The 21,806-nt window shown below is 67.8% G+C and carries 19 protein-coding genes and 1 tRNA gene; 11 read left to right on the top strand and 9 right to left on the bottom strand.

Annotated features, from left to right (window positions below):
- Nucleotides 1-141: 141 nt before the first annotated feature.
- The 6 genes from RIB45_RS01920 to RIB45_RS01895 all read right to left on the bottom strand — a co-directional run bounded on the left by RIB45_RS01920 (nucleotide 142) and on the right by RIB45_RS01895 (nucleotide 5,242).
- Nucleotides 142-681: a gamma carbonic anhydrase family protein gene (locus tag RIB45_RS01920; protein WP_350048196.1), complete on the bottom strand. Its 540-nt coding sequence runs from the start codon at nucleotides 679-681 to the stop codon at nucleotides 142-144.
- Between the two features lie 52 nt (nucleotides 682-733).
- Nucleotides 734-1,723: a glutamate racemase gene (locus tag RIB45_RS01915; RefSeq protein ID WP_350048194.1), complete on the bottom strand. Its 990-nt coding sequence runs from the start codon at nucleotides 1,721-1,723 to the stop codon at nucleotides 734-736.
- Nucleotides 1,720-2,685 (bottom strand): N-acetyl-gamma-glutamyl-phosphate reductase, encoded by a 966-nt coding sequence (argC, locus tag RIB45_RS01910; RefSeq protein ID WP_350048192.1) that lies wholly within the window; start codon nucleotides 2,683-2,685, stop codon nucleotides 1,720-1,722. Before argC ends, RIB45_RS01915 begins: the two co-directional genes overlap by 4 nt.
- Before the next feature lie 88 nt (nucleotides 2,686-2,773).
- Complete coding sequence (locus RIB45_RS01905; RefSeq protein WP_350048190.1) at nucleotides 2,774-3,265, bottom strand: GNAT family N-acetyltransferase; 492 nt, start codon at nucleotides 3,263-3,265, stop codon at nucleotides 2,774-2,776.
- Between the two features lie 137 nt (nucleotides 3,266-3,402).
- Nucleotides 3,403-3,735 (bottom strand): DUF2061 domain-containing protein, encoded by a 333-nt coding sequence (locus RIB45_RS01900; protein ID WP_350048188.1) that lies wholly within the window; start codon nucleotides 3,733-3,735, stop codon nucleotides 3,403-3,405.
- Between the two features lie 175 nt (nucleotides 3,736-3,910).
- Entirely contained in the window at nucleotides 3,911-5,242 is a 1,332-nt protein-coding gene (locus RIB45_RS01895; RefSeq protein WP_350048186.1) for a S41 family peptidase, read from the bottom strand.
- Between the two features lie 136 nt (nucleotides 5,243-5,378).
- Here RIB45_RS01895 and RIB45_RS01890 point away from each other — a divergent pair, with 136 nt between their 5' ends.
- Complete coding sequence (locus tag RIB45_RS01890) at nucleotides 5,379-5,657, top strand: TMEM165/GDT1 family protein (RefSeq protein WP_350048184.1); 279 nt, start codon at nucleotides 5,379-5,381, stop codon at nucleotides 5,655-5,657.
- 286 nt (nucleotides 5,658-5,943) lie between these two features.
- The gene (locus RIB45_RS01885) at nucleotides 5,944-7,584 is read left to right on the top strand and encodes a sulfotransferase family protein (RefSeq protein WP_350048182.1); all 1,641 of its coding nucleotides are present in this window, start codon (nucleotides 5,944-5,946) and stop codon (nucleotides 7,582-7,584) included.
- A gap of 54 nt (nucleotides 7,585-7,638) precedes the next feature.
- Here the strand turns inward: RIB45_RS01885 and RIB45_RS01880 are convergent.
- From RIB45_RS01880 to RIB45_RS01870, 3 genes are all read right to left on the bottom strand, one after another.
- Nucleotides 7,639-7,713 (bottom strand) — tRNA-Val (locus RIB45_RS01880).
- A 195-nt stretch (nucleotides 7,714-7,908) separates the two neighbouring features.
- Nucleotides 7,909-8,274 (bottom strand): RNA polymerase-binding protein DksA, encoded by a 366-nt coding sequence (gene dksA / locus RIB45_RS01875; protein WP_350048359.1) that lies wholly within the window; start codon nucleotides 8,272-8,274, stop codon nucleotides 7,909-7,911.
- A 240-nt stretch (nucleotides 8,275-8,514) separates the two neighbouring features.
- Complete coding sequence (locus RIB45_RS01870) at nucleotides 8,515-8,967, bottom strand: flagellar assembly protein FliX (RefSeq protein WP_350048180.1); 453 nt, start codon at nucleotides 8,965-8,967, stop codon at nucleotides 8,515-8,517.
- A gap of 186 nt (nucleotides 8,968-9,153) precedes the next feature.
- On the opposite strand from RIB45_RS01870, the gene RIB45_RS01865 reads away from it, so the two are divergent.
- The 9 genes from RIB45_RS01865 to RIB45_RS01825 all read left to right on the top strand — a co-directional run bounded on the left by RIB45_RS01865 (nucleotide 9,154) and on the right by RIB45_RS01825 (nucleotide 21,770).
- Nucleotides 9,154-10,311, top strand: coding sequence for a flagellar basal body P-ring protein FlgI (locus RIB45_RS01865; RefSeq protein ID WP_350048178.1), 1,158 nt, complete (start codon nucleotides 9,154-9,156; stop codon nucleotides 10,309-10,311).
- Between the two features lie 3 nt (nucleotides 10,312-10,314).
- Nucleotides 10,315-10,659: a rod-binding protein gene (locus RIB45_RS01860; RefSeq protein ID WP_350048176.1), complete on the top strand. Its 345-nt coding sequence runs from the start codon at nucleotides 10,315-10,317 to the stop codon at nucleotides 10,657-10,659.
- The gene (locus RIB45_RS01855) at nucleotides 10,656-11,087 is read left to right on the top strand and encodes a hypothetical protein (protein ID WP_350048174.1); all 432 of its coding nucleotides are present in this window, start codon (nucleotides 10,656-10,658) and stop codon (nucleotides 11,085-11,087) included. The genes RIB45_RS01860 and RIB45_RS01855 overlap by 4 nt, the downstream gene beginning before the upstream one ends.
- A gap of 87 nt (nucleotides 11,088-11,174) precedes the next feature.
- Nucleotides 11,175-13,175 carry a flagellar hook-associated protein FlgK gene (gene flgK, locus RIB45_RS01850; protein WP_350048172.1) on the top strand — a complete coding sequence of 667 codons (2,001 nt, stop codon included), beginning with the start codon at nucleotides 11,175-11,177 and terminating at the stop codon, nucleotides 13,173-13,175.
- Nucleotides 13,176-13,205: 30 nt separating this feature from the next.
- Entirely contained in the window at nucleotides 13,206-14,201 is a 996-nt protein-coding gene (locus RIB45_RS01845; RefSeq protein ID WP_350048170.1) for a Gfo/Idh/MocA family protein, read from the top strand.
- Nucleotides 14,202-14,498: 297 nt separating this feature from the next.
- The gene (locus RIB45_RS01840) at nucleotides 14,499-15,647 is read left to right on the top strand and encodes a DegT/DnrJ/EryC1/StrS family aminotransferase (RefSeq protein ID WP_350048167.1); all 1,149 of its coding nucleotides are present in this window, start codon (nucleotides 14,499-14,501) and stop codon (nucleotides 15,645-15,647) included.
- 27 nt (nucleotides 15,648-15,674) lie between these two features.
- On the top strand, nucleotides 15,675-16,754 hold the full coding sequence (locus tag RIB45_RS01835) for an NAD-dependent epimerase/dehydratase family protein (RefSeq protein ID WP_350048165.1): 1,080 nt from the start codon (nucleotides 15,675-15,677) through the stop codon (nucleotides 16,752-16,754).
- Between the two features lie 133 nt (nucleotides 16,755-16,887).
- The gene (locus tag RIB45_RS01830; protein ID WP_350048163.1) at nucleotides 16,888-17,610 is read left to right on the top strand and encodes a cytidylyltransferase domain-containing protein; all 723 of its coding nucleotides are present in this window, start codon (nucleotides 16,888-16,890) and stop codon (nucleotides 17,608-17,610) included.
- A gap of 77 nt (nucleotides 17,611-17,687) precedes the next feature.
- Nucleotides 17,688-21,770 carry an Eco57I restriction-modification methylase domain-containing protein gene (locus RIB45_RS01825; RefSeq protein WP_350048161.1) on the top strand — a complete coding sequence of 1,361 codons (4,083 nt, stop codon included), beginning with the start codon at nucleotides 17,688-17,690 and terminating at the stop codon, nucleotides 21,768-21,770.
- Nucleotides 21,771-21,806 lie beyond the last annotated feature (36 nt).

The following is a 21,806-nucleotide window of genomic DNA, read 5'->3' as shown; positions in this document are numbered from 1 at the left end:
CGCTCTCGGAGCGGGGCTTTTGATGTTTGGGGCGGCGTTTGTAGGCCTTGGCGGAGGGCTCCACCGCCCTCCCCCTCGCCCAAGCGGCGACGGCCTCTGCGCTGCGGCGCTTCGGGGGCGCCGCGCGTTTGCGCTGCTTGCTCATGACAGGCTCTCCACATGCTCCGTCGCCAGATCGGCGTAGTGGCTCGCCGTCCAGCGCATCATCTCGCGATCCTCGTCCGTCAGGTCGCGCTTGTATTTCGCGGGCCAACCGGCCCAGAGCTCGCCGCTCTTCACCACCTTGCCCGGCGTGATCAGCGCCCCGGCGGCCACCATCGCGCCGCTTTCCACCTTGGCGCCGTCCATCACGACCGCCTTCATGCCGACGAAGCCGCCGGCCTCGACCGTGCAGGCGTGCAACAACGCCATGTGCCCGACCGAGACGTCGTCGCCGATATAGCAGCCCTGGCCGTGGGTGGCGACGTGGATCACGGTTCCGTCCTGGAGGTTGACGCGCGCGCCGATGCGGATCTCGTTCACGTCGCCGCGCAGCACGCAGCCGTACCAGATCCCGCTGTCGGCGCCGATCTCGACGTCGCCGATCACATGCGCGCCCGGCGCGACGAAGACGCGCTCGCCCAGGCGCGGGCGGTTCGATTTGAAGGGCAGCACGCCGCCGCGGATGTAGGTCTTGCTCATCGGCCTTCCTCTTCCCGTCGGACGCAGGGGATAGCACGCGGCGCACCGCGGGTCACCCGTCGTCGGACGATGCGGACGAAGACCCCTCCCCCGGGGCCGCGGCCGGGGGCGCGGTCGGGGACGAGTGCGGGGGCGGCGCCTCCGCTTCGGCCTGCGGGGGGATCGGCGCGGGAGGCGGCGCCGTCGGGGGCGCGCTGATATGCCCGAAGGCGCAGGCCTCGCCGTAGAAGCGGGCGGCGTTGGCGGCGATGGCGTCCGGATCGCCGGATGTGAGGAAGGAGAGCGCGCCCGCCGGCTCATCCTCCGACCTTGCGAACTGCGGCTTTCGGGTCAAATAATCGGCGAGCCCCTCGGCGCAGAGCCGCGGCTGATCGAGGATTGTGACGCCGGGCGGCAGGTGGCGCGCGAAGACGTCCTGCACCAGAGGATAGTGGGTGCAGCCGAGGACCGCCAGATCCACCGGCGCGCCGCCCGCTTTGGCCATCAGCGCGCCGACATAGCGCGCGACGCCGCGATCGATATCCTCGTCCGCCCAGCTCTCCTCAATCGCCTGGGCGAGGCGCGGACAGGCTTGGTTGAGCAGCGACAGGTCGCGCGTCCGGCTGCGAAGCTCGCGTCCGAAGGCGTCGGACTGGATCGTCGTGCGGGTTGCGAAGAGGGCGACGGTGCGGGCCTTGCGGGGCGTGCTGTAGCGGGTCGGCCCCGGCGCCGACCAGCTCTGGCCGGAGAGGCTTTCGACCACCGGCGCGAAGACGCCCAGCACGTTGCGGTCCGGCCAAGCGGCGGGCAACCACTCCTGCTGCAGGCGGCGCAGCGCGACCGCGGCGGCCGTGTTGCAGGCCAGCACGACAAGGCCGCAGCCCTCCCGAAACAGACGGTCGATCCCGCGCCGGGTCAGCGCGTAGATCTCATCCGCCGGCCGCGCGCCGTACGGGGCGTAGGCGTTGTCGCCGAGATAGCAGAAGCGTTCGGTCGGCAGGCGCTCCCGCAGGGCGCGCAGGATCGTCAGCCCGCCGATGCCGGAGTCGAAGACCCCGATCACAGCAGCAGCGGCGCGTCGAGCCCGCGCCCTTCCGGCGCGCCCAGCATGATGTTCAGGTTCTGCAACGCCTGGCCCGACGCGCCCTTGCCCAGATTGTCGATCAGCCCGACGACCAAGGCCTGGCGCGCCGCCTCATTGGCGAAGACGTGAAGCCGCAGCTTGTTGGTTCCGTTGAGACTTTCTGGGTCCAGGGTCGCGATCTCCGCCGTCTCGGCCGGCCCGAGAACCTCGACATAGCCTTCATCGCCATAGCGCGCAGCCAGCGCATCATAGAGCGCATCCGGCGTCGGCGCGCCGGGCAACGCGTCCAATTGCAGCGGCAGGCTGACCAGCATCCCCTGGCGATAGCGCCCGACCGAGGGGACGAAAAGCGGCGCGCGATCGAGCCCGGCCCAACGCCGGATCTCCGGGACGTGCTTATGGTTCAGGCCGAGGCCGTAAAGACGGAACGCTTCGGTCGTATATGTCTCCGCCGTCTCGTCCTCAAAGGCGGCGATCAGCCCCTTGCCGCCGCCGGAATAGCCGGAAACCGCGTTGATCGTCACCGGATGATCCGACGGGATCAGCCCCGCTTGCGTCAGCGGATGCAGCATCGCGACCGAGGTGATGGCGTAGCAGCCGGGGTTGGTGACGAAGCGCGCGCGCGCGATCTCGTCTCGCTGTTGCGGCGCGAATTCGGGGAATCCGTAGATCCAGCCCTCCGCGGTTCGGTGGGCGCTGGAGGCGTCGATAACGCGGACATGATCGGTCTCGATCATGGCGACCGCCTCGCGCGAGGCGTCGTCGGGCAGGCAAAGGATCGCGATATCGGCCTCGTTCAGGCGCGCGCGCCGACGCTCGACGTCCTTGCGTTCGGCGTCGCCAAGGCTGATCAGGCGCAAATCGTCCCGCCCCTGAAGCCGGCTGCGGATCTGAAGACCGGTCGTGCCGGCCTCGCCGTCGATGAAGATCGTCGCGGTCATGGATCGAAGCTCCGCGTGAGAAGATGAAATCGGCGGACGCCGTCTGATGTAACGGATGCGCGGGCGCACGAAAAGCGCCCCGAGGCCCTCAGCCTCCCTCCGCCAGCCGGCGCAGCTCCTCGCCTTCGGCGCGCCAGGGCTCGACGCTCCGGTCGGCGGCGCCGGGCGACTTTGCGAAAAACGCGCGCCCGGCCTCGTTATCGCGACCGACGTCCCAGGTGAGCGCGCTGCACTTCAAGGACAACGCGCGCTTCGCCGCCGCCTGCACCAAAAGGCGCCCGACGCCGCCGTCGCGCGCGCTCGCCATCACGTAGAAGTCCCCGAGCCAAAGAGAGCGCACGCCGTTGTGAGGCTCGAACCTCCGGCTGAGCGTGACGTAGCCGAGCGCCCGGTGGTCGCGATCGACCGCAATCAGGGCGTCGGCCCAACGGTCCGGCCCGAACAGCAGAGCGGCGATCGCGTCCTTGTCGACGGCGTCGGGCGGGCGCCCCAGCGTCTCGGCCAGGGCGCGCGCCATGCCGGTGAGCACGGAAATGTCCCGGTGCAGCGCCGGGCGAATGGTGATGTCGGTACGGGGCATGAGCGGCGATCAAGGGTTGTCGTCAGAGCGCTCACGCTACGCCGATCCGGCGGGACGCTTCAAGCCGCAGCGCACGGGCGCCGCTCATCCCGGCGGCCGCCGCCCCTTCAGGCGGATCCGAACGAGCCGCAGGAAGCTCAGCAGCCAGCGGCCGGCCGGATAGCCCCAGCGGGGCGGACGATCGCGCTCACGCCGCCGTACAAAGGGTCGCCGCGACCCTCCTCGGCCGACTCCGACCCGCGCTGACGATTGAGGCGCCGTTTCCAGACCCGTTCATGCACCATATAGGCGAGCGTCTGCACCGCCGGCTCGATCAGACCGATGCCGAGCGCGACCTTCCAACTGCCGCTCAACGCATAGGCGACCGCCATCGCGACCACCAGATGCATGAGCGCATAGGTCGCGGTCTTCATCGCGGCCGTCTTGGAGTCGGGATCAAGGGGCAGTTTCTCGTCGATCATCTTGCTCATGGCGCAGGCCTCCTTTGGCTCTGAGCGCAGAGATAGTGCGACTGGCTCGCAATTGCAAGATAGAATTATTCTAAAAAAAGACGCCCATTGTCGACCCCCAACCGACGCCAGGAACCGGCGCCCGCCCCCGGCGCGCTCGGCCGATCGATTTGCCTGCAAGGCGCGCGACCCGCGCTCAGCGCTGCACCGAGCCCGCGTTCCAATAGACGGAATGGCCGCCGGCCATGTCGACGACCAGGGTCAGCGCACGCTCCAGCGGCTCGTCTCGCTCCTGGTCGGGGTCGCGCTCGGCCTCGATGTCGGGCGGGATCCCGCCTTCGACAGATCGCCCCGACGGGGTGAAGTAAAGGGCCGTGGTCAACTTGATGCCGCGCCGGCCTTCCAGCGGCAGAATCGTCTGGACCGAGCCCTTGCCGAAGGTCCGCTTGCCTATCAGAACGGCGCGACTGCGGTCCTTGAGCGCGCCGGCCACGATCTCGGACGCGGACGCCGAGCCTTCGTTGATCAGCACGACGATCGGCTTGCCGCCGCTGTCGTCGCCGCCGTCCGCTTCGAAATACTCCGCATCGGTGCGGCTTTTGACCGAGACCACTTCGCCGCCGTCGAGAAACGCGCCGGAGACGCCGATCGCTTCGTCGAGCAGGCCGCCTGGATTGTTGCGCAGATCGATTACGAAGCCGCGCAGGCCCTCCGGCCCCGCCTCATCCTCCAATCGGGCGATCTGTTCGCGCACGACCTCGCCGGTGCGGCTTGTGAAGTGGCTGACCCGCAGATAGCCGACATCGCCTTCGAGCCGCGCCTTGACGGGTCGGATGCGGATGACGTCGCGCGTGATCGCCACGTCAAAGGGGGCGCGCTCCGCGCGCTCGACCGTCAACGTGACGCTGGTGCCGACGTCGCCGCGCAAGAGATCGACCGCCTCGCGCAGGGTCATGGGCGCGAGCGACCGGCCGTCGGCCGCGGTGATCTTGTCGCCGGGGCGAATGCCGGCGGCGTCCGCCGGCGTCCCCTCGATCGGCGAGATCACCTCCAGCCCCAGCGGATCCTTCTTGATTTCGATCCCGAGGCCGCCGAAGCGTCCGCGCGTCTCCTCCTGAAGGCGCTGAAAACTCGCCTGGTCGAGATAGACGGAATAGTCGTCGAGCGAATGCAGCATCGCCTGCGTCGCCGCTTCGACGAAGGCGTCCGGGCGCGCGGCGCGGGGATCGTCGATCTCTTCGCGCATGCCCGCCCGGGCGGCCTCGACCAAGGCTTGCTCCTCGGTCTGGCGGACATAGGCGGTGCGGATGTATTCGAAGGCTTGGGCGAACAACCTGGTGTCCGGCGCTTCGCCAAGCGGCGCGCCCGCGTCGCGGCGCATCGCGACGATCGTCTCCTCCACCTTCTGAGCGGCGCTGCGGGCCTCCGGTCCGGGGCCGCCGCCCACTCCGCAGCCGATCAGGACCGCGCCGGCCAACAGGCCGGCCGCCAACAGCCGAACGGCGGAGAAAGAATCGCTTAGTCGCATCATCGCCTTGAAGGTAGCCGAGCCGTCCGGCGGCGCAAAGGGCGAAATCCGACGTCGACGCCGACCTTAGGCCGGTTGCGTCGCCGTCTCTTAGGCCCTATCCCACTGCGCAGCCAAGAGACGGAGGGCCGTACCCGTGGAAGCCGTGATCTCGATTTTCATCACCGTGTTCCTGGCGGAGCTCGGGGACAAGACCCAGCTCGCCACCGTTCTGTTCGCGGCCGATCGGGCGCATCACCCGGTCGTGGTCTTCCTGGCCGCCGCGGGCGCGCTGGTCGCCTCCACCGCGCTCGCGGTCGCGCTCGGGACCGGCGCGGAGCGCTATCTCTCGGCGGTCCCCCTCAAGCTGATCGCCGGGATCGGCTTCATCGCGATCGGACTCTGGACCGTGTGGGAGCATTTTCAGGCGGCCTAGCGCCGCCGTTCCGCTTCCGCTCCCAGTCCCGGCGCTGCGAGCGGCGCAACCGCACCAGCTCCCAGATCGCAAGCGCCAAGGGGAGCGCGAACCAGATCGCCGCCTTGCCGGCGGTCAGGATTTCAGCCGAGGTCATGGTCCGAATACGCGCCCCCGCCGCGCCCCGGATCACTCATAGCCGGCCGTCCCGACGGTGGCGGGCGCCGCGCGCAGCGGCTAGGGTGCTGACGCATCCCTAGTCCGGCGATGCGTTCCAAGTCCGGCGAACGCGGAGACGACGCTCCTCATGAAGCCCTACGCTGAGCTGCTGACAGTGCTCCAGACCCAGAGCATGTACGACGTGTTGGCGGAGCGCGACCCCTCCGCCGATCCCAAGACGCTCGACCCGGCGACGCTCAATCTTTTCGTCAATTGCGCCTGTTTGCTCGGCGACATCGACGAAGTGTTGCAGACCGCCCTCGACAATCCCCTGACCGCGCGGCTGCCTGAAGACGGCGCAACGATGCTGCTTTACGCGCTCTATGAGAGCGGCAACGGGGCGCAGCTGCCCGGCGGACGCGTCGCCGTCCAGGCGGGCGGCGACCGGCCGAACACCATCGGCTACGCCGCCGCCTGCCTGCTGCAGGCGGGAGACGCGCGTCAGGCGATGGACCTCTTCGTCCGACTGATCCGCCGCGATCCGGAGCGCCAGCATCCCGGCCACCAGCGCTTCGCCTTCGAGGCGATTTGCCGCGCCTATCCAGAGGCGAGCGACGAGCAGCTTCGCGGCGCCATGCGCCAGGCCTTCCCGAAAGAGAGTCCCGGTTGGATCGACTACGGCCTGTTCCGTCGCCGGCCGACGACGGAGCGCGCGATGAGCCTGCCGGCGCCCGACGCCGGCATGATCCAGCGCGGCAAGCATATCGGCTCGATCCCGCCCGAGAGCGCGGTGCGCGTGGCCTTGCCGGAGGAATACGCGCGCTATCGGCCGAGCGCGCCGACCGAGATCGAGCCCGAGCGGCTCGCCCGCCGGATCAAGGAGATCGCCGCCCACGTGGCCGCCCGGTCACGGGCGCAGACGACGGACGGCGTCATGGCCGCGGTGGCGGCCGTACGCGAACGCTACGCCCCCCAGGCCGGCGGCCCGGTCCAGGTCGTATCGACCGGCCGCGCAGGCACGACGGCGTTGTTCGAACTGCTCGACGCCTCCAAGCTCTACACGCCCTTTCACAGCTACGCCTGGATCACGGCGCCTCGGCATCGCTGGGCGATGATCGGACTGTTGAGCGAGCCGAGCCTCAACGAAGCGGTGCTCGACAGCTTGACCGACCTTTTCCTGACGTGCCGAGGGACGGAGTGGCTGTCGGCCTATCGCGCGGGGCGCACGCCGGTTCTGGTCAGCCACTGGGACGCGGTCTTCGCGCCGATACTGGCGGGGCTTTTCCCCGACGCGCGGTTCCTCAGCCTGCGGCGAGACGTCGACGCCGTCATCAATTCGATGATTCGCAAGCGCCAGTTCGCCGGCGCCCAGCTGGTTCCCCTGCCCTACGCGGACCCGCCGCAAGGCCCGGGACCGTCGGAGACCGCGGACCCCTCCAAGGGTTCGCAGCGGCTCATTTTCAGCCGCGCGCTGTACGAGGAACTGCCTTTCAACGTCGCCTGGTATCTCGCGTTTACGGAAAAACTCTGGAGCGGCCTCGGCGGCGCCTTTCCCGAACGGGCTGAGATCGCGATCGAAAGCGACGCGCTGTTCCGCGGCGAGGCGGACGCGCTCGCGGCGCTGCTCGACGGCGCCTTCCCGGAAAGCGGCGTCAGCCCGATCTTCGCGCGCACCCACTTCTCCCGCCCGATCAACGAGAAGCCGGCCCGGGAAATGCCTAAGACCGAGCGGGTCGAGGCCTATCAAAGGGAGGCGCGTCGCCGGTACGACGCGTTGATCGGCGCGTAGGAAAGACAGCGCGCCGCAAAAAGCGAAACCCCCGGGTTTCCCCGGGGGTTTCGATGGTGGGCGCGGCTGGGATTGAACCAGCGACCCCTGCGATGTCAACACAGTGCTCTCCCGCTGAGCTACGCGCCCTATTGACGAGGCCCCGGAAGCGGGGCGGGGCCTGTCGGGAGCCGGGGTTTCCCGCCGGCGGATCGGGGAAGTATCACCATCGCCGCGGGCTTGCAAGACCTTGATGCGCCCCGTTTTCAGAGCCTCGGCCAAAATACGGAAAAACCCGGCGGAGACCGCCGGGTTGTCTCGAATGTGCAAGCGCGTCGGGCGGCCTCAGTCGTCGCGATGCAGACGTTCCTGGCGCTCGTGCGCCTCCTGGGCTTCGAGGCTCAGCGTCGCGATCGGCCGGGCCTCCAGGCGCTTCAGCGAGATCGGCTCTTCCGTCACCTCGCAATAGCCGTAGGACCCGTCTGCGATGCGCTGCAGCGCCGCGTCGATCTTGGCGATCAGCTTGCGCTCGCGGTCGCGGGCGCGCAGTTCGATGGCCCGATCGGTCTCCAACGACGCGCGGTCGGTCAGATCCGGCTGCGCCAGACTCTCTTCCTGCATGCTCTCCAGCGTCTCGCTCGACTCGTTGAGGAGCTCCTGGCGCCAGCGCAACAGTTTCTGGCGAAAATACTCGACCTGAAGGGGATTCATGAACTCCTCCTCCTCGGACGGTTTGTAGTCCGGGGGCAGGAGGGTGGAGGTCGGCGTGGCGCCGGCCTCGGACCGGGAGGGGGACTGAGCAGCCTTGTCCGTCGTCATTCGACACTCCAGCAAGATCGCAAGATCGAACGTGTCGGTTGCACCGCGCGAGGCGCTTATAAGGCCAAGCCGCATGCGATACAACGTGTTTTTTCGGTAAAGATTTCGGGCGCCTAGCCGCCTGCGGCGCGCTCAGCGTTGCGACAGTTTCGCAAGCTCCACGCGGGCGCGCAGCTCGATGTCCTTGAGCACGGCGGCAAGGTTCGGATCACGCGCCTGTTCGCGCTCGCGTTGCAGCGCGTCGCGCAGGGCCTGCAGCCGATCCGGCGACAACCTGCCCGAAAGAAGCGCGAGGCGGACGTCGTCGAGACGGTCGAGCAGGCTCGCCCCCCACTCCGTCGCGCGTTGGCGCTTGGGCTGGTCGTCCGTCGCGTCGCCGACGCCCTGCACCGCCAACAGCAAATCAATCGAGGAAACCGCCCCGACGCCGCCGCCCGGCGCGCCGGCCGCCCGGTCGACGCCCTCGGCGCGATCGCCGCCGCCGCGCAACGTGTCGGCGAAAGCGGGACCGCCGGCGTGACCGCTTTTCTTCGCTTTCTTGGCGGCGCCGGCTTTGCCGGCGTTGTTGGGACCGTCGATCTTCATGGGTCAAATCCTACGCGCTTTCCCGGGCGCTTGAAACAGGGCGCGCCGTCGGGCGGGGAAAATCCTGCCGCCGTCGCACGACGTCGTTCAAGAAAATAGCCGTTTTTCAGCAAATTACAGCCCCTTCCGGGCTGGCACGATCTTCGCATAGATAACGCCGGACGGATGCGTCCGAGGGAGAGAGAGATGCTGAGACGGACCCTATTCGAGAGAATCGGTCAGGCGCGGCGGGCGCTCGGGGCGGTCGCGACCGCCGCCGCGCTGATCGCGACGCCGCTTTTCGCGGACGACGCGACCGCGCAGTCGCGCATCAAGGACATCGTCGACGTCGAAGGCGTGCGAGACAACATGCTGATCGGCTACGGGCTGGTCGTCGGCCTCAACGGGACGGGCGATTCTCTCGACAGCGCGGTGTTCACACAGGAAAGCCTGATCGGCATGCTGGAGCGTCTGGGCGTCAACGCCCGCGACGACAATCTGGACGCCGACAATGTGGCCGCCGTGATGGTGACCGCCACCCTGCCCCCCTTCGCGCGCCAGGGCAGCCGGATCGACGTCAACGTCTCGGCGCTGGGCGACGCGGACAGCCTGCTGGGCGGGCTGCTGCTGGTGACGCCGCTATTGGGCGCGGACGGCGAAGTCTACGCCGTCGCGCAAGGCTCGCTGGCCGTCGGCGGCTTCGAGGCGCAGGGCGCGGCCGAGACGGTGGTCAAAGGCGTGCCCACCGCCGGGCGCATCGCCAACGGCGCAATCATCGAGCGTGAAATCCCCTTCGAGCTGGAGGGCATGCGCAGCGTCAAGCTGGCGCTGCGCAATCCCGACTTCACGACCGCCCGCCGGGTCAGCCGCGCCATCAACGCCTTCATCGGGGTCGAGACGAGCCGCGTGCTCGATCCCACCACGGTTCAAGTCACTCTCCCGGAAAGCTACGGCGGCCGCCTGGTCGAGATGCTGACCGACATCGAACAGCTGCGGGTCGAGCCGGACCTGATGGCGAAGGTGGTGATCGACGAGCAGTCCGGCGTCATCGTGATGGGCGAGAATGTGCGCATCAGCCGCGTCGCGATCGCCCAGGGCAACCTGACGATCCGGATCACCGAAACCCCGCAGGTCAGCCAACCCCAACCCTTCTCCAACACCGGCGAGACGGTTGAGGTCCCGCGCACCGAGATCGAGATCGACGAAGACGAGGATCGCCGTCTCGGCGTGTTGGAGACCGGCGTCAGCCTTCAGGAGCTGGTCAACGGCCTCAACGCGCTCGGCGTCGGGCCGCGCGACATGATCACCATCCTCCAGGCGATTAAGGCGTCCGGCGCCCTGCAGGCCGAAATCGAGGTGATGTAAGAGATGAACGCAGCCGACACCCTGATGACCAGCCGGCTGGCGGCCTCCGCCGCCGCCGCGCCCGGATCGATGACGATGGGCGCGGCCCGCGACGGCGCCGACCCGACGCTCGTCGCCAAGGCGCGCGAGGCGGCGGTCGACTTCGAGGCTGTGTTCCTGACCCAGATGCTGAAACCGATGTTCGACGAGATCGACGCCGACGGCCCCTTCGGCGGCGGTCAGGCGGAGGCGATCAACCGCGACATGCTGGTCGACGAGTACGGGCAGATGCTGGCCCGGTCGGGCGGCGTCGGACTCGCCGACAAGATCATGAGCGAAATCCTGAAAATGCAGGAGAGCCAGCAATGAACCCCACCGTACGCGCCCACAACCTGATCGGGTTGATGGAGGATCTGGTCGATCTGCTTGAGCGCGAGAACGCCCTCCTGGAGCGCCCGCGCTCGCGCGAGCTTGGCCCGGTGATCGAGGAGAAACAGGCGCTCTTCAAGCTCTACGAAGAGCAGGTGCATGCGCTGGCGAACGACAACGACTTCGCCGCCGCGCTGGAGCCGGAGTTGAAGGCGCGCCTGAAAGAGGTCGGAACCCGGTTCGAGGATCTGGCCAAGATCAACGAGCGCAAGCTGAAACTGGCCGCCCAGGCGAGCCAGCGCATCGTCGACCATATCGCCGACGCCGCCCGCAAGGCGGCCGGCCATGTCGAGGGCTACGGCCAGAGCGGCGCCAGCCGCGACGCCGGCGCCCGGTCCGCCCCCGTCGCGCTCAATCGGAGCTGCTGACGGCGGCTTGGGAGATCAGGCCGTCCGCGCGTCTTCTGGGCAGAAGCCCCGCGCGCCGACGGCCGGCCTTGGAAGGAGGCAGAAGCCATGTCGCTGTTCGGAGCCCTTGGCGTCGCGGTCACGTCGATCAACGCCCTGAATACGGCCGTTCGCACCGTCTCGGACAATGTCGCGAACGCCAACAACCCGAACTACAACCGCCGTGAGGAGAATTTCGAGAATCTCCAGACCGGGGGCGTGCGGATCGCCGACATCCGACGCATCGCGAACGACGGCCTGCAACGCGATCTGTTCAGCCAGACGGCGGACGCGGAATCGAACGCGACGCGCAATCGTCTCTATCAAGAGATCGAGCAGCTCACCGGCACGATCAACTCCAACACCCCGCTCGGGGACGCCTTCGAGCGGTTCAAGACCGCCTGGAAGGCGTTCGAGGCCGCTCCGGAGTCTGACGCCGCCGCGGATCAGATCATCCTGTCGGGCGAAAGCATCGTGAACGAACTACAGCGCGTCTCCGACGGGCTCGACCTGATCGAAACGCAGGTGCTGACCGACATCGCCGACACCGTCACGCGTCTGAACACGGCGCTCGGCGAGGTCGACCGGCTGAACAACGCCATCGTCAGGGACAAGTCGCGCGGCACGCCGACCTCACAGCTGGAGAACCTGCGCGATCAGCAACTGGAGACCGTCTCCGGCCTGATCGACATCCGCACCTTCGAGCGCGAGGACGGTTCGATCTCCGTCTACACGACCAGCGGCCTCGACCTGACCGACCGCTCGGCCAGCACCTTCACCTGGAACTCGGCGACGCGGGAATTGACCAAGTCCGGCTCGCCCAGCAGCGATCTGGTGACCGGCGGGCAACTGCCGGACGGCGAATTGCGCGCCTTGATCAACTTCGTCCGCACCGATCAGACCGCCGAAGACGGCAGCGCGAACGGCCTGGGCGCGTTACAGAAGCTGCGCAACCATCTGGACGAGGTCGCCTACGCGCTGGTCGACGACGCGACGGCCGCGGATCAGAGCTCCTCCACCTTCTCCGCGCTGACCTCCACCTTCACGGCGGCGCAGCAGGGCACCTTCTCGATCGACGTCGGGGCGGGGACGACCAACGTCGTGATCGGCGGCGCGACGACCGTTCAGGACGTCGTCACCGCGGTCAACGCGATCTCCGGCGCGCGGGCGCGCCTCACCAGCTACGGCACGCTGGAAATCGCATCGACCGCGGGCACGCCGCTGACGCTGGCCAACGTCGCGGGCACGCCGCTCAGCGGCCTCGGCCTCTCCAGCGCCAGCTTGCGCGAGCCGCAGACCTTCGCCAACGCCTATCAGTTCGCCTCCCCGACCTCCCGCAGCACGTCCACTTTCACGGACACGACGTCGACCTTCTCGGCGGCGCAGGCCGGAACCTTCACGATCAACGTCAACGACGGCTCCGGCGCGCAGGCGGTGACCATCAACACCGGCGATACGGTCGCCTCCGCGCTGGTGAACTTGAACGCGCTCACCAACGTTAAGGCCCGCCTCAGCGAGGACGGACAGCTCGAGATCACCTCGACCAACGGCGAAGCGGTGACGCTGGCCAACACCGCCGGCACGCCGCTGACCGGCCTCGGCCTCGCCAACGCCGACGCCCGCACGGGAGAGGCCGACGCCTTCTTCCAGGTCGAAACCGGGACGAATCCGACCAGCGTCTCGCGCACAAACCTGCAGGTGAACCCGCTGCTGACCACCGGAGCGGAGACCGTGAAGCAACTCTCGGGCACCGAGGTCCTGCGCTCGCTCAACGGCGCGACGCGGGATCTGAACGGCTCGTCCCTGCGGCTCACCAACGAAACCTACACCGGACTCGCCAACGGCGTGATCGTCGACGTGGTCAAGCAGGCCGAGCGCGCCAACCAGCTCGCCGGCGAGAGCGAAACGCTGCGCTCCGACCTCAAACAGGCGCTGCGCGACGAAGTGGGCGTCAGCATCGACGAAGAAATGGCCCGGCTCACGGTGCTCCAGAACTCCTACGCAGCCTCCGCCCGGGTGATCGACAGCGTCAATCAGATGCTGCAAAGCTTGGAGGCGGCGGTTCGATAAGACGGGGCCGCGCGGACTTCGGAGGGCCTTATGAGCGCGCTACCGCTCGCCGTCGGCGTCATCGGCCTGGGCGTCGGCGAACGCCATATCGTCGGGTATCGCCAGATCCCCGGCGTCACGGTTAAGGCCGTCTGCGACGTCGACGCCGACCGCCTCGCCGCCGTCGCCGACCGCCAGGGCGTCGCCGAGCGTCATACCGACTGGCGCGCGATCGCCGACGATCCGGGGATCGACGCGGTCTCGATCTGCTCCTACGACGACGCGCATGTGGAGCAGGCGGTCGCCTGCTTCGAGGCCGGCAAACACGTCTTCTGCGAAAAGCCGATCGCCCTCGACCGGGTCGGGTTGGAGCGGGTGGAGGACGCCTGGACCCGCTCCGGCAAGCGGCTCTCCTCCAACCTGATCCTGCGCCAGAGTCCCCGTTTCCGGGCCGTTCACGACATGGTGCGGCGGGGCGAGTTCGGCGATCTCTTCTATATGGAAGGCGACTACATCCACCAGATCCTGTGGAAGATCACGGAGGGCTGGCGGGGCAAGATGGACTTCTACTGCGTCGCCTACGGCGGCGGCATCCATCTGATCGACCTGATGCGCTGGATCGCGGGCGAGGAGGTGGTGGAGGTCACGGCCATGGCGACCAAGAAGCTGACGCGATCGAGCGCCTTCAAATATCCGGACACGATGAGCGTCCTGATGCGCTTCGAAAGCGACCTGCTGGCCAAGTCCACGACGCTGTTCGGCCCGCAGCGCCGCAAGTTCCACAGCCTCAACCTCTACGGCGCCCAGCTCAGCTTCGAGAACGCCGACGGCCCCGCGCGCCTCTACCGCGGCGACGCGCCGGAGGACGAGGAGCCCTTCGACGTCCCCTACCCCGCGATGGAGAAAGGCGACCTGCTGCCCGATTTCATCGGCGCCATCCGCGGCGACCACGAGCCGCTGGTCACCGGCCGCGACGTGATCCAGGTCATGAAAATCTGCCTCGCGGCGTGGGAGAGCGCGGAGAGCGGGCGAGCGGTGCAGGTCTGAGGACCGTCTTATCGGCGGCTCAAACAATGACGATCTCCTTCGTCGGCCCGGCCTGTGAGCCGGGCCAACCGGTGTCCGAGCGCGCCTTAGGCTCCGGTCGGCCCGGCTCTCCGGCCGGAACGACAGGCGCTTGGACCGTTTCTTAAGACCCGCGTGCCCGCGAAAGCGGCGTCGTTAGGGGCGGCGCGCCGCTGGCCCCCCGGGACAGAGCAGCGCCGAACGACGCGGACGCCCCCTTCCAACCGGCGCGAAACTTGCTACGGTCCGCAGAGCCATAATCATCATGCGGGTTCCTTCATGACCGACGCCCCCATCCCCTTCGGCAAGCCCATGCTGGACCGCCCCGTCTTCGACGCGGTCAACGAGGTGCTGGAGAGCGGCATTCTGGTGCATGGGCAAGTGACGCCCGCCTTCGAGGAGGCGTTCGCAGCCCGCATCGGCGCGAAGCATGCGGTGGCGGTGTCCAGCTGCACGGCGGGCCTGCATCTGGTGCTGTTCGTAAACGGCGTCGGGCCGGGCGATCGGGTGGCGGTCCCCGCCATGACCCATGTGGCCACCGCCCATGTGGTGGAGCTGCAGGGGGCGGAGCCCGTCTTCGTCGACGTCGACCCCGCGACCGGCAATATGGACGCAGACCTGCTGGCCGCCGTCGACGGGCCGCTGAAGGCGGTCATGCCGGTGCATTACCTGGGCCTGCCCTGCGCGATGGACGCGATCAACGAGGCGGCGGCCGCGAAGGGCGCCTTCGTGCTGGAGGATTGCGCGCTGGCGGTGGACGCGGTCTACGGCACGAAGAAGGCCGGGACGCTGGGCCTCGCCGGCGCCTTCTCCTTCTATCCGGTGAAGCACATGACCTCGATCGAAGGGGGCATGGTGACGACCGACGACGAAGAGCTGGCGACGCAGCTGAGGAAGCGCCGCGCCTTCGGCTACAACCGCATGCTGGGCGAGCGGGCGCGGCCCGGGATCTACGACGTCGACGCGCTCGGCTTCAACTACCGGATGAGCGAGGTGGAGGCCGCGGTCGGGCTGAAACAACTCGACCAGTTGGACGGCTTCATGGCGGCGCGGGCCAAGAACGCCGAGACGCTGCACGCCGCGCTGTCCGAGATCGACGGGGTGACGGCGTTCCCGTTGGAGCACGGCCCCGCGCGGTCCAGCTTCTATTGCCTGAACGCCGTGCTGCCGCGCGACGGGTCGGTCGATCGCGACAAGGTCGTCGACGGGCTGAAGGCGCGCGGGATCGGCAGCTCGATCCATTATCCCGGGCCGGTGCCGCTCTTTACCTATTATTCAGAGAAATACGGCTATCGTCGCGGCGACTTCCCTGTGGCCGAGTGGCTGGCGGATCAGACGATCTCCCTGCCGGTCGGCCCGCATCTGGGCGAGGAGGGCGCCGGCAGAATCGCCGACGCCTTCAGGGCCGCCTACGACGACGCTCGCTAGACCGATCCAGAAGGAGCCAGGGTTGAGATGAGCCACATTCCCTTCGACAGCCTGAAGCCCAAGCTGACGGGTCAGCGCATCCTGCTGATCGGCGGCGCCGGCTTCATCGGCCACAACCTCGCTCTCGGCCTCGCCGAGATGGGCGCGGAGGTGGCGATCGCCGACAACCTCATGGTCAACAGCCTGATCGAGAACAGCTTCGAAGGCCCGCGCGACGCGGTGCAGCGTCAGGCCTACCAGCATTTTCTGCTGTCGCGCTTCGATCTGCTGCGCGAGGCCGGCGTGCGGCTGATCAATTGCGACGCGCGCCTGCTGGCCGACCTCGGCCGGGTGTTCGAGGACGTGCGCCCAACCAAGGTCGTCCATCTGGCGGCCATCGCATCCGCCGTCGACGCCAAGCAGGAGCCGGGACTGACCTTCGATCTGCAGCTGATCACGCTGCGCAACGTGTTGGAGCTGGTGCGTCCGCGCACGGACGCGATCAATCAGGTGATGTTCCTCTCCTCCTCCACCGTCTACGGCGATTTCGAAGGGGATCAGGTCGACGAGACCACCTTCCCGCGGCCCGAAGGCATCTACGCCAACGCCAAGTTCATGGGCGAGCGGCTGGTGCGCACCTACCGCACGCAGTATGGCGTGGGCACGACGGTGATCCGCCCCTCCGCGCTTTACGGCGAGCGCTGCATCTCGCGGCGCGTCAGTCAGGCCTTCATCGAGAACGCGCTGACCGGCAAGCCGCTGCTGCTGGAGGGCGGCGGCGACGGCAAGCTCGACTTCACCTATATCGAGGATCTGGTGCAGGGCATGGTCCGGGCGCTGGCGCTGCACGACGGGCCGGACAAATCGTCGACCTTCAACATCACCTACGGCAACGCCCGGACGATCGCGGAGCTCGCCGGCATCGTGAAGGACGTCGTCCCCGACGCGATCCTGGAGGAGCGCCCGCGCGCGGCCGACAAGCCGATCCGCGGCACCCTGTCGATCGAGCGCGCGCACAAGGAGCTCGGCTTCGTCCCCGATTGGCCGCTCGAGGTCGGCTACAAGCGCTACTGCGAATGGTACGTCGCCGAGTGGGAGCGCGCGAAGCGCCAGTTGGAGCGCAATTGACGCGATCGGCAGGGAGTCCCCGCGAAAGCGGGGACCTTGGTCGCGCACACGCCGACGCCGGAGCCGGCGCTAGGAGACCGCCCGCCAGAGGCCCCCGCTTTCGCGGGGGCGCCCAACGGTAGAGACGAGTGCGATGAGCGCCTTCACCCCCACCCTCACCCCCCGCGGCCCGGCCGCGCTGCTGCTGCTGGCCCGGCTCGACAGCCGCCGGCTGCCTGGCAAACAGTTGGCGGATCTGGGCGGGCGGCCGGTGATCGGGCGGACGATCGATCGGCTGCGGCGCTGCGGCGTGGTCGACGCCATCGTCCTCGCCACCTCGGACCGGCCGGTCGACGACGCGCTCGAAGACCTCGCCGCGGAGGAAGGCGTCGCCTGCTTTCGCGGCGACGGCGCAGACGTGGCCGGGCGGTGCCTCGCCGCGATGCGGGCGCTCGACCTCGACTGGTTCATCCGCATCTGCGGCGACAGCCCCTTCGCCGACCCCGCCCTCGTCGACGCGGTCGCCGAAACCTTCTTGCGCGATCCGGCGGTCGACATCGCCACCAACGTCTTCCCGCGCGGCTACCCCGTCGGCGCCAGCGCGGAAGCCGTCAGCCGCCCGGCGATGGCGCGGATCTGCGAGGCGAGCGACGACCTCGCCTGGCGGGAGCACGTCACCGCCTGGGCCTACGAACACCCGCACGACTTCCGCATCGAGAACGTCCACCCCGGCGACGAGCGCTACCAGGGCCTGTCGGTCGCGATCGACACGCCCGACGATCTCGAGCGCGCGCGCCGCGCTGTCGCAGCCCTGGACGACCCGACCGCGGCGACGCTGGCGGAGATCGTCGCGGCATACGCGAAGACGACGGGCTAGACCTTCTCCGGAAGCTTTTGCATGCTGTGCCGGATTCGGGGCGCGCGCGGCGTCCGCGTTAGGGTGGAGAGCGAGCATTGGCCATCGGCGCATTGTTTTCCGGCAGCCTGTTCGCGCACGATTTTCTGTTGAACTCCATCGCCTCGCTGCCCGAATGGCGCGCGCTGGCGGAGGAGGACGTCGACGCGGCGCACCGCGCCGTCCAGGGGATTTTCGAGGCCTTCCCGACGACCGGCGCGCCGAACGAATCCACGACCGAACAGGATCTGATCTGGCCGGTGCTTGAGGCGCTGGGCTGGACGGACAGCCTGCGCCAACAGAACCTCTCGCTCTCCGGGCGGGCGGACGTGCCGGACGGGCTGCTGTTCAAGGACGCGGAAACCAAGGCGCAAGCCCAACGTCAGCCCGAAGGGGCGCGACGCTACGCCTTTGGCTTGGCGCTGGTGGAATCGAAGCGCTGGGACCGGCTGCTCGACCGGCGGTCCAGCCGCGCCGGAGAGGATTCGACCCCGTCCACCCAGATGCTGCGCTATCTGCGGCGCGTGGACGATCTGACGAACGGCGGGCTGCGGTGGGGCGTGCTGACCAACGGGGGGCGGTGGCGGCTGTACTTCGCCGGCGCGCGCTCCGTCTCCGAGCAGTTCTTCGAGATCGATCTGGCCGCGGCGCTCGGCCTCGCCCAGCCGGACGAGGACGACCTTTTCGCGCCGAGCGAGGAGGAACGCCGCCACGCCTTCAAGGTGTTCCTGCTGCTGTTCAGTCGCACGGCCTTTCTGCCGGGCCCAGCCGACGCGCCCAGCGTCCACCAACGCGCCATCGCGGAAGGCCGCTTCTATGAAGAGCGGGTGGCGGAAAGCCTGGCCGGCGTCGTCTTCAACCAGGTCTTCCCCAGCCTGGCGAGCGCGATCGCCGCCTCGGCGCCCGACGCCGATCTGGAGGAGGTCCGGCAGGCGGCGCTGATCCTGCTCTATCGCCTGCTGTTCATCCTCTACGCCGAGGATCGGGATCTTCTGCCGGTGCGCGACCGGCGGTTCGACGACTATGCGCTGCGCCGCAACGTGCGCGACGACGTGCGCAAGCGCAAAGATGAAGGCGACGTCTTCTCCGCCAGCCGCACGCGCTACTGGTCCTCGATCCGCGACCTGTCCGCGGCGATCAATGACGGCGACGCCGAAATCGGCCTGCCGCCCTACAACGGCGGTCTTTTCAGCCGGGAGGCGACGCCGCTGCTGGAGGAGGTGGCGCTGGGCGATCAGGTCATCGCCGACGTGATCGACGCCCTCGCCTTCGAGGAGTCGCCGGCCGGCCGTCGCTACATCAACTACCGCGACCTCAGCGTCCAGCAGCTGGGCTCGATCTATGAGCGTCTGTTGGAATATGAGCTGACGCCAGCGCCGGATGGCGGCTACGACGTCCGCCCCACGCCGTTCGCGCGCAAGGGCTCGGGCAGCTACTACACGCCGGACGACCTCGTCTCGCTGATCTTGGAGGAGACGCTGCGCCCGCTGATCGATGCGCGGCGCGACGCCTTCCTGGCCGAGACCGCGGCGCCGCCCGGCGGGACGACGCAGGAGGAGCGGCGGCTGGCCCAGCTGTCGGGCCTGGACCCGGCCGAAAAGCTGTTGGAGCTGAAGATCTGCGACCCCGCCATGGGGTCCGGCCACTTCCTGGTCAGCCTCGTCGATTTTCTGGCGGACGAGGTGATCGCCGCCATGGCCGAGGCCGAGGCGGCGGTCGAGTGGCGGGACTACCGCTCGCCGCTCGCCGTGCGGATCGAGCAGATCCGCACCACCATCCACCGCAATGCGACCGAGAACGGCTGGACCGTCGACTTTCGCCAGCTCGACGACCGGCACATCGTCCGGCGCATGGTGCTGAAGCGCTGCCTCTACGGCGTCGACAAGAACCTGATGGCGGTCGAGCTGGCGAAGGTCGCGCTCTGGCTGCACACCTTCACGGTCGGCGCGCCGCTCAGCTTCCTCGACCACCATCTGCGCTGCGGCGACAGCCTGTTCGGCGTCTGGGTGCGCCAGGGGATCGAGAAGGTGCGAAACTACGGCAGCCCGCTGCTGCTGCACCGCCCGGTGAGCGAGGCCCTGCGCAGCGCCGCCCAGATGCAGATCATCGAAGGGCTGACGGATGTCGAGATCGCGGAGGCCCACCGCTCCGCCGACGTGTTCGACGATGTGAAGGACCGCACCGGCCCGCTCGACGCGCTGCTCAAGCTGATCCATGCGATCGATTGGCTCGACCTCAAGACGGCGGCGGACAAGGCGCTGATCCCCGCCTTCTTCGACGGCCAGTTCGGCGACCCGATCCGCATCGCCCAAGGGCTGGAGGAGCCCTCCGACGCCCGCGAGGACGGCCGCCGCTTCGCCGCCCTGCTGGCGCAAGCGCGCACGCTGATCGGGCAAGAGAATTTCTTCAACTGGCAGGTCGCCTACCCCGGCGTCTGGTCCCGCTGGGAGGACGCAGAGCGCTTCGGCGGCTTCGACGCGGTGGTCGGCAATCCGCCGTGGGATGTTTATGAGTTCGAAGATGTCTCTTGGTTCGCCCAACGCGATCGCTCGGTCGCCTTGGCGCGCTCCAATGCTGATCGAAAGAAACTCATCGCACAGTTGAAGGACAACGCCGATCCGCTGTGGGTTGAATACACGCGCGCCAGTGAACGCATGGCGGCGGGAACCAAGATCATTCGCGCAAAGCACGGTCTTTACTCTCTATTGAACAGAGGAAAACTGAACCTTTACAAGCTTTTCGTCGAACGGGCGATGATGCTGGTCAAACCAGAGGGAATTGTCGGCATGCTTGTGCCATCCGGCATTGCCTCTGATTTGACGGCGGCCCCGTTCTTCAAATCCGTCGCAACGGAGGGCCGCCTAAAGGCCCTATATGACTTTGAAAATAAAAAGGTCTTCTTCCCCGACGTTCACGCCTCCTTTAAGTTCAGTATCTTTGTCGCGGGGCGGAGGCCTACGAAGAGTGCCGCGCAGTGCGCCTTCTATCTTCATAGCGTGGCGGAGCTTAACGATTTGGATCGGCGTTTCCCCCTGAGCGCGGAGGACTTCGCCCGGGTCAATCCAAAAACAGGCACGGCCCCAATCTTCCGGTCGCGGCGTGACGCGGACCTAACGACGGCGATCTACGAGAGGCTTCCAACTGTCGGCGCCCCCCATTTAGGCCGAGTGGTGTGGCCTATCCGATATGATCAGATGGTCAACATGGCGACGGATTCCGAGAATTTCCGCGACCCCGACCAACTGGCTACAGATGAGGGAGCGTGGCCTGAGGGGCTTAATCGTTGGCGCAGCGAAAGCGGCCTTTGGTTGCCTTTGTATGAGGGCAAGCTCGTGCAAGCCTTTGATCACCGCGCCGCTGATATTCTTGTCAAAAGTCAGAATGTTTTCCGGCCTGGTCAGCAGGAGGCGATATCGGGAGTCGAGAAGCAGGACCCAAAACGGTATCCGGTGCCGCGGTATTTCATGCACGAGATCGCCATCCCGTGGAAAAACCATGAGTTTGAATGGGTTGTCGCCTTCAAGGACATCACCGCTTCAACAAACGTGCGCACGATGATCGCCGCGCTTATACCCAAGTGCGCCGCAGGTCATACGCTGCCGGTGCTCAATATGCTCACCGCGTCTGCGGAGACGCCGGCCTTAGCGGCCCTGATCACCGCCAACCTGAACGCACTGGTGTTCGATTTCGTCGCCCGTCAAAAAGTTCATACGACCCACTTCTCCTTTTTCATCCTGGAACAACTCCCCGTCATCCCCCCCGACCGCTTCGCCGAGACGCGCTTCGGCGACAGGACGGCGGAGGAGATCGTCAAGGCGGCGGTGTTGGAGCTGACCTATACGGCGCACGACATGGCGCCCTTCGCGCGCGACCTGGGCTATGTCGACGAGGCCGGCGAGGTGAAGCCGCCCTTCGTCTGGGACGAGGATCGGCGGCTTCGGCTGCGCGCGAAGCTGGACGCGGTCTTCTTCCATCTCTACGGGATCACGGAGCGCGACGACGTGCGCTACGTCTACTCGACCTTCCCGATCGTGGAGCGTCAGGAGCGCGCGGCGCACGGCCGCTACCTGTCGTGCGAGCTGTGCCTGGCCTACATGAACGCGCTGGCCGCCGGCCAACCGGACGCCGAGCCGGAGGTCTAGCAGCGCGGCTGCGGCGCGGCCGTTTGCGCGGGTCGC

Source organism: Marivibrio sp. (genome assembly GCF_040218065.1).
Lineage (GTDB): Bacteria > Pseudomonadota > Alphaproteobacteria > UBA8366 > Aestuariispiraceae > Marivibrio.
The sequence above is the reverse complement of the archived record's forward strand: the minus strand, read 5'-3'. Positions and strand labels throughout refer to the sequence as shown.